7 protein-coding genes are annotated in these 7956 nt (G+C 64.6%); 3 read left to right on the forward strand and 4 right to left on the reverse strand.

Annotated features, from left to right (window positions below; genetic code table 11):
• The 4 genes from VGQ94_02020 to greA form a co-directional block, all read right to left on the reverse strand.
• The coding region (locus tag VGQ94_02020; protein ID HEV2021280.1) for a carboxypeptidase regulatory-like domain-containing protein at positions 1-3039 on the reverse strand (3039 nt) is incomplete at its 3' end.
• A gap of 128 nt (positions 3040-3167) precedes the next feature.
• Positions 3168-4106, reverse strand: coding sequence for an isoaspartyl peptidase/L-asparaginase (locus tag VGQ94_02025; GenBank protein ID HEV2021281.1), 939 nt, complete (start codon positions 4104-4106; stop codon positions 3168-3170).
• Positions 4107-4182: 76 nt separating this feature from the next.
• Positions 4183-4827 carry a CDP-alcohol phosphatidyltransferase family protein gene (locus VGQ94_02030; GenBank protein HEV2021282.1) on the reverse strand — a complete coding sequence of 215 codons (645 nt, stop codon included), beginning with the start codon at positions 4825-4827 and terminating at the stop codon, positions 4183-4185.
• Complete coding sequence (greA, locus tag VGQ94_02035) at positions 4824-5336, reverse strand: transcription elongation factor GreA (GenBank protein ID HEV2021283.1); 513 nt, start codon at positions 5334-5336, stop codon at positions 4824-4826. The genes VGQ94_02030 and greA overlap by 4 nt, the downstream gene beginning before the upstream one ends.
• A gap of 394 nt (positions 5337-5730) precedes the next feature.
• Between greA and VGQ94_02040 the strand changes: the two genes are divergently transcribed.
• The 3 genes from VGQ94_02040 (at position 5731) to mltG (ending at position 7793) form a co-directional block, all read left to right on the forward strand.
• On the forward strand, positions 5731-6261 hold the full coding sequence (locus VGQ94_02040) for a CarD family transcriptional regulator (GenBank protein HEV2021284.1): 531 nt from the start codon (positions 5731-5733) through the stop codon (positions 6259-6261).
• A 73-nt stretch (positions 6262-6334) separates the two neighbouring features.
• Entirely contained in the window at positions 6335-6802 is a 468-nt protein-coding gene (gene ruvX, locus VGQ94_02045) for a Holliday junction resolvase RuvX (protein HEV2021285.1), read from the forward strand.
• 4 nt (positions 6803-6806) lie between these two features.
• Positions 6807-7793, forward strand: coding sequence for an endolytic transglycosylase MltG (gene mltG / locus VGQ94_02050; GenBank protein HEV2021286.1), 987 nt, complete (start codon positions 6807-6809; stop codon positions 7791-7793).
• Positions 7794-7956 lie beyond the last annotated feature (163 nt).

The following is a 7956-nucleotide window of genomic DNA, read 5'->3' on the forward strand; positions in this document are numbered from 1 at the left end:
GTACGACGCCAGGAACTCGTACTTGCGGCTGAAGCGCTTGCGCATCTGCGCCGTCAGGCCGTGGTATACCGAGCTCCCGTTGGAGAAGTTGGCCACCATGTCGCTGAAGGGCACGGTCACGCCCAGCCCCAGGCCTTCGGCGGTTATCACCCCGGTGGCAAAGGCCGTGCACGGGCCGCCGAATACCGGCGCCATTGAGGGGTTGATGCCCGAGGGACGGAAGAAGCTCACCAGCGACGCCGGCACCACGTTCACCGGTCCACCGGCTGTGGCAAAAACACCGCAGCTTGTCACCGACAGCGGAGAGGTGGTGACCGGGATCAGGCCGGCTTTCACGGCATTGAACCAGTTCTGAACCAGCAGGTCGCCCCGGACCGGGTTGACATTGATGGGCCGGTTCAGATGCACGCCGTGCGTGTAGTTGTAGGAGAGGGTCAGCGCGAAGTTGCCACCAAAGTCGTGCTCGAAGGAAACTCCCGCCTGTTCCGCATACGCATGCTCGAATCCCTTGCCCGTGGGGAAGCCGAAGGGCTGCGACAGCAGCGGCTGGAAGGTTGCCGGGTTCAGGTAGTTCTGGTTGATGAACGTCGAGTTGGGGAAGAACGGGTCGAAGCGCTGCTCGCCCGGCAGGTATCCCATATTGCCCGCCGCCGCCGCGCCCAGGCAGGTCGGTCGATTCAGGATTCCCTGGAACACGTTGGTCGCGTTGAGCGTCAGAGCGGGTAAGAGCGGAGCCACCGTCGAGCAGGGCGCGCCGCCGAACAGCAGCAACTGCGGCGTGCCTACCCCGTCGGTCGCATTGCCCAGAAAGCTCAGCCCCAGCAGTGGGTTGTCGTAGAACATCCCTAGGCTGGCGCGAAATACCGTCTTGCCGTCCTTCCACGGGTCCCACGCGATCCCGATGCGCGGCTGGATGTTGTTGGTGTCGGTCGCGAAGCCCTTCTGGATCCCCAGCGCATCGTAGGCGGCCGCGGAAAGCGCGTTCGCAGCCCCGAACGTGGGAGAGAGTTCTACGTCGTAGCGCACGCCGTAATTCAGCGTCAGGTTGGGCCGGATCCTCCAAGAATCCTGCGCGTAGAAGCCAATGGGCGTAACGCCGAAAGCCGCGTTGGGATTGCCGATGCCCTGCACCATGGTCGAGGGGATCCCCAGTCCGTACGCCTGAACCGACGAAAAGCCCGGCCGCCCGGCGAACAAGGCACTCAGTGAAGTGGCGCTCAGGGCGCCGAAGTTGTACACGTTCCCGAAGTTCACGGTAAAGGACGCGTTGATCGGGATGTGCTGGATGTCGGCGCCGAACTTGAAGGAGTGGTTCCCCTTCACCCAGGAGAAGTTGTCGGCGAACTGGTAGCGTTTCTCCACGCGGTCCACGAAGGAGAACGGCTCGCGCCCGAAGAAAGCGAATCCCACGATGTTCACCGCCGACTTGGCGCCATCGGGCGTCGCCGTGTTGAAGTTGTAGCGCAGCCCGCGCCGCGCATACTGGAAGCGGAACTCGTTAATCTTGTTGTTGCCGATCAGCCAGGTATCCTGCGCCGTGACCGCGAAATCGCGGAACTGCTGCACCGAGGTGCGCGAAAAGGCGTTCTGCCCGAAAGGCTGGTTCTGCGCGTTCACCTGGATGCCGTTCTGCGTGCTAGGCGAAACGTTCACCCGAAGCATTGCCGTGTTGTTGTTGTTGAAGCGATGGTCCAGGCGCGCCGACCAGAGGCTGGTGCCCTCGAACACCGGGTAGTTTCCGATCTGGGTGGTCAGCGGCGTGAAGTTCGTGGGCAGCCCGGCGCACAGGCTGTTTGGGGAAGCTGCATTGCAACTGGTTGCGAACTGCTGTGGGCCGAAGGCGTTGCCAAAGTTAAACGGAGTAAGCTGCAGGCCGACAGCGCCTGTGCCGACCAGGGTGCCGTTCAGGGCGATGGCCGACGCAGAGCCCACGAAGAAAGAGTACGCCTGCGCAAGCAGGCCCGGGGCCAGCGCGGCGATGGCCGCCGCCTGCGCCGGCGTTGCCTGGATCACGATGCTGCCTGCCGGCAGCACGAACTTGCTGGAAACGTCTGTCGTCACCAGCCCGAAGCAGCTCACGACTCCCAGACAGTCCCGGCCCACGTCCGAGAATCCGGTCTCGTGCCGCCGGGTGGTCTCATAGGAAAAGAAGATGAACGTCTTGTCTTTCTTGATGGGCCCGCTCAGCGTGAAGCCCGCCTGCACCCGCGTGTAGGCCGGGTTGGGAGTGTTGGTGAAGGGATTGTCGGCCTGGATGGAGCGGTGCCGCAGAAAACCGAAGGCCGTACCGTGGAAGGCGTTCCCGCCCGAACGGGTGATGATGTTCACCACCCCGCCCGAGGCGCGCCCGTATTCCGCCGCATAGCTGTTGGTGATGATCTGGAACTCCTGCACCGCCTCCTGCGAAACCGTCGAGCGGATGCCGTTCACCGAAGCGTCCACGGTGTCGGCCCCGTCCACGTTCACCAGGTTGGCGCGGGCGCGCTGCCCGCCAAAGTTCAACCCGGAGGTGGGCGCAGCCCCGATCGAGGGCGCTACGTCCCGCGTCACCTGCGAGTCCGTTAGGGTGAAATTGATGTAGTTGCGGCCGTTGATCGGCAGGTTGTCGATGCGCTGCTGCCCAATGGTGGTGGTCGAGGAAGTGCGTTGCGTCTCCACCAACGCAGCCTCTCCCGTCACCGTGACTTCCGTGGTGGCGGCCGCCACGTGCAACGTCACCGAGAACTCCGCCTGCTGGCCCACCGTGACCCCCACGTCCTTGGCCACCGCCTTGCCGAAGCCGGGCGCCTCCACCGTCAGCGTGTAGTGCCCGGGCGGCAGCAGCAGCAACCGATAGTTGCCGTCTGCGTCCGTCGTGGTGGTGCGTTCGAAGGCCCGGGACTCGTCCCGCACCGTTACCGTGGCGTTGCTCACTACGGCGCCGTTGGGATCCTTCACGGTACCGCGCAGGTCCGCGGTGGCCACACTCTGGGCCATCGCGCCCGCTACCAGCAGCACTCCTGCCAACATTACACAAGCGAGTTTCAGTGCTCGATTCATGGCTCACCTTCTTAGCAAAGCTCAGGTCGCAGGCGGATTCCCCTGACGGTCGACTCAGGCTGGAGACGCTGGCACTTTTACATCAGGAGGGAGTGACAAGGCAAGCAGGAAGGTAGAACCGGAGGGGTCTAGGCTGGTTCCGGATGGTTCGGACAGGAGATTCCGGAGGCCTCTTTTCGCTCGGTCTTCCACGCCCAGGCCATGCGCGGCGTGTTGTGCGCCAGCCCCATCCGGCCGCTGGCGTCCAGAACGATGATGCCGCCGCGGGCGTCCAGGCGCTTCCGGAGCAACTCCATAGCCCCGGTCGCGGCTCGCGCGGGAGGCGCGCCTGCGCCCACCCGGTCCGCAGCCCACTTTCCCAGCACCAGCTTCATGATAGGCTCGCCCCAGCCGGTGCAGGAGACGGCGGCGCTCGCGTTATCGGCGTAGCAGCCGCAGCCGATCAGCGAAGAATCCCCTACGCGCCCCGGCGCCTTGTTGAGCGTGCCGCCGGTCGAGGTCCCGGCCGCCAGGTTCCCGCTCCCATCCAGGGCCAGTGCTCCCACCGTGTCGTGAGAGGGATCCGATGCTGCAAAAATCTCCTGTGGTTTCCCCGCTGCAGCCTGCGCCTGCGCTTCCTTCAGGCGCTCGACCTCCCGCTCGATCACCAGTTCGCGGTTGTCGCACAGCGGGATGCCGTGCTCCTGGGCGAAGCGCTCCGCCCCTTCGCCGACAAAATACACGTGGGGACTTTCCTCCAGGATCTTGCGCGCCGCGCGGATGGGATTGCGGATGCGTTCCACGCACCCCACCCCTCCCGCTCGCAGCGTCGCCCCTTCCATCAGCAGGGCATCCAGTTGCACCCGGCCTTCGCGGGTCAGGAAGCTGCCCCGGCCGGCGTCGAAGGTATCGTCGTCCTCCATCAACACGATGGCCGCTTCCACCGCCTCCAGCGCCGTGCCGCCGCCCTCCAACACCCGCCAGCCGGCAGCTAGGGCCGCCTGCGTCCCGCGCAGGTGCGCCTCCACCATCCCGTCCGGGATGTTCCAGGCGCCTCCGTGCACCACCAGGACCGGAGAATGGCTCAAACGTCCTCACCCAGCGGCCGCGAGCGAACCGCGGCCGTCCTTGCCGACATTCGGGACAAATTCTCTGGAAGTCGCATCAGGGAGCGGCCGGGGCCGCCGTGTCCGCGCTCCCCGCCTCCAGCGGCCGGGTCATCTGGCGGGTATAGAGGATGCGGTGCACCACGGTGATGCTGGAGATGACAGCGATCACCCACAGCGCCGGCGCCATGCGGTTGAACAGTCCGCCGAGGATCACCAGCACCAGCCGCTCGGGCCGCTCCATGAATCCCACCTTGCAGCTCCCGATGAGCGACTCCGCCCGCGCCCGCGCGTAGCTGACCATCACCGAGCTGATCATCACCACCGCCGTCAGCACCACGTAGAAAAAGCGGTTCGCCCGCGCGTAATAAACCAGCAGGCCGAAGAACAGAGCGGCGTCGCTATAGCGGTCCAGCACCGAATCGAGAAAGCCTCCGAACACTGTGGCCTGATTGCTGGCGCGCGCCACCTGCCCGTCCAGCATGTCCAGGAATCCCGCCAGCAAGATCACCAGCGCGGCGTACCGGAACAGTCGCGGCTGGTTTTCTCCCGCCGCGTATCCGAACAGCAACGCCGCCCCGATGCTCAATGCCAGCCCAATGTAGGTGTAGGCGTTGGGAGTGATGCGGGTGAGCACCAGCGCTCGCACGATAAGGTTGATCAGGAATTGGGCCGACCTTCCGACCGCGCTGGTCCAGCTCATTTCGCCTCGGAGGACGAGTCGGAGCCGGAGGCGCCGGCCTCGGCTTCGTCGTGAATCGTGGTCAGCTTCAGGATCTCCATCTCCCGGCTGCCCCCGGGGGTGACTGCCGTGGCCCTGTCTCCTACCTTCTTTCCCATCAGGCCCCGCCCGATGGGCGAGGCGGTGGAGATCAGCCCCTTGGAAACGTCCGATTCCTCGCTGGTCACCAGCTTGTATTCGATCTTCTCGTTCCGCGTCGAGTCGAAGACCACGACCCTCGACCCCAGGGCCGCCTTGTCCCGAGGAATGCTGCTCATGTTGATGAGGGAAAGGTCGGCCATGCGCTGCTTCAGCTGGCCCAGCCGCGCCCGCACGATCTCCTGCCGCTGCTTGGCCATGTGGTACTCGGCGTTCTCCGTCAAGTCGCCGTGTGCGATGGCCTTCTTCAACTCCTGCGGCAGTTCGTGGGTCAGCTCGTGTTCGAGGGTTCGTATCTCCGCTTCGAGCTTCCTCTTTACATGTTCAGGCATGGGTTGAAACCTGTTCCCCATGCGGGGAATCCGCATGGAGGCCGGCTCCAGGACGCCGGCCGGGCGCGGTCCAAGCTAGGAATCGCCGTCCCCGCCCTTGGCTGCCCGCCATTATATTTGCGCCTCTGCCGGCTGTATAGCACCTAGGCGCGAGAGCGCCCCGTCCGCCCGCCGCCACTCGACTGCGAGTTGACGAATAAGTTAGTCTCCGCAAGATTTCCCCAGTTCCACATCCGGAATCCGGCGAGCCTTCCGGTGCGCCCCTTACCTCCGCGTCTAACAGTTTTGTTTTCTGTATCTTGTCGCCGGCGCGAGTTTGCTTTTCGTCGCCCTGCGGTCTATACTTAATTGTTATTCCTCCGATAACCCTCCGGTCCTATATAGGGTGCCCTGAATGAACAGTAACGGCGTCTTCCAGATTGGCGACAAGGTGGTTTACCCCAACCATGGTGTAGGAGTCATCGAGCAGATTGGGAGCCGCACCCTCGGGGACAACGTAGAGAAGTTCTATATGCTGAAGATCAACGGCGGCAGCCTCAAGGTGATGGTGCCATTTCACAACGTGGCCAGCGTCGGCTTGCGGCGGGTGATCCGCAACGGCGAGGTGCAGAAGGTCCTCGACTTCCTCACCGCCTGCAAGTGTGAGAACCACACCGACTGGAAATACCGCTTCAAGGAAAACTCGGAGAAGATGCGTACCGGCGCGTTGCAGGAGGTCTGCGGCGTGCTCAAGAGTCTGTTGCTGCTCAACCGCACCAAGCCGCTCTCCTTCCGCGAGAAGAAGATGCTCGACCGCGCCCGCTATCTGCTGGTCAGCGAGATCGCGCTGGCCAAGAACCTACCCGAGGATGACATCGAGCATCTGCTCACCCGCGCCCTGGCCAAGTCCAAGCTCAAATTCCCCGAAGTCACCGCCCAGGCCTGAGTCCCTTTCGCAGGGTTCGAACCGCCGCGCCCTCTTGCGCGGCGTTTGCTTTCTCAACCTCTATAATCCCGCTGTGTCCCCCTCCACTTCCCCCGGACGCATCCTGGCTCTGGACGTCGGCGCTCGCACCATCGGCTTGGCCGTCTCCGATCCCCTGGGCATCACCGCCCAGGGCCTGGACACGCTACGCCGCACCAACAAGCGCACGGACTTGGCCCACCTGGAATCGCTGATCGGCGAATACACGGTGGCCGAGATTGTCGTCGGCTATCCCCTGAAGATGAGCGGCCACCCGGGCGCGCAGGCGGAGAAGGTCTCCACCTTCGCCGAGCAGCTCCGCCGCCGCTTTGGCCTGCCGGTGCATCTGTGGGACGAGCGCCTCACCTCCGCCCAGGCCAACCGCGTCCTCCGCCAGAGTGAGATCAGCATCCGCCGCCGCGGACAAGCGGTGGACCGCATGGCCGCGGTCCTCATCCTCCAGAATTTTCTCGAGAGCCGGGCCGCACGGTCACCGGCGTCCGGCAAGAATCATCTAGACTGACAGCGTGCTACGCGCCCTGACCACTCTGATTCTGATTGCGGTCCTGCTGACCGCCGGCTGGCTAGCCTACAGCCTCTGCCAGCCCATCGGCCCGGCGGTGGAGAAGTTCGTGCTCGTGCGCCCGGGCTCTTCGGCGCGCCGCATCGCCGCCGACCTCCAGAACGCCGGCCTGATCCGCAGCTCCTCCGCCTTCCTTGCGCTCCACTACTATCAGGGCCGGCCTGCACTCAAGGCCGGCGAATACCGCTTCGATCACGCCGCGGACGCCTTCGAGGTCCACGACCGCCTGGCTCGCGGCGACATCGTCATCCGCGCCGTCATCATTCCCGAGGGCTACAACATCTTCGAAGTTGCCACCGCTATCGAAGCCGCGGGCCTCGGCACTCAGAAGCAGTTCCTCGATCTCGCGCGCTCCGACCTCTCCCTGGTCTCCGACCTCGACCCTACCGCCCGCTCCCTCGAGGGATATCTCTTCCCGGACACCTACCACTTCACCCGCACCCAAAGCCTGCACGATGTCGCTGCCGTCATGGTGCGCCGCTTCCGCCAGGAAGCGCGTTCCCTCGGCCTCGACTCCAACTTCCACGGCGTGGTGACCCTGGCTTCCATCGTGGAGAAAGAGACCGCCGCACCCGAGGAGCGCCCGGTGGTGGCCGGCGTCTTCCAGAACCGGATGGACCGCGACATGCTCCTGGCCACCGACCCCAGCGTGGTTTACGCCGCCTTGCTCGCCGGACGTTACCGCGGAGTCATCCATCAGTCCGACCTCGACTTCGACTCGCCCTACAACACCTATCGCTATCCCGGCCTCCCGCCTGGCCCCATCGCCAACCCGGGACGCAGCTCCCTCCAGGCCGCCATGCACCCGGCGCACACCGACTACTACTTCTTCGTGAGCGATAACCAGGGCCGCCACCGCTTTGCCGCCACTGCCCAGGAACACTCCCGCAACGTAGCGCGCTATCGCCTTGACCAGGCCCGTAGCCACTAGCCGCTCTCATTCGCAACCGCCGGCACGGTACAATGCAGGATTCCTTGTGCGTCGAGGGACGGCGCAGGGAATCTCCCATGATGAACAAGATGATCGTCGCCAACGTGGTGCACCGGCCGCTGCGCTCGGCCATCAGCGCCGTCGCCATCGCCGTCGAGGTGAC

Source organism: Terriglobales bacterium (assembly GCA_035937135.1).
GTDB lineage: Bacteria > Acidobacteriota > Terriglobia > Terriglobales > Acidobacteriaceae > DASYVL01.

What these genes read in the sequence shown, in the direction of transcription:
- VGQ94_02040 (HEV2021284.1), top strand. Translation starts at nt 5,731, where the DNA reads ATGAACAGTAACGGCGTCTTCCAGATTGGCGACAAGGTGGTTTACCCC.
- VGQ94_02030 (HEV2021282.1), bottom strand. Translation starts at nt 4,827, where the DNA reads ATGAGCTGGACCAGCGCGGTCGGAAGGTCGGCCCAATTCCTGATCAAC.
- greA (HEV2021283.1), bottom strand. Translation starts at nt 5,336, where the DNA reads ATGCCTGAACATGTAAAGAGGAAGCTCGAAGCGGAGATACGAACCCTC.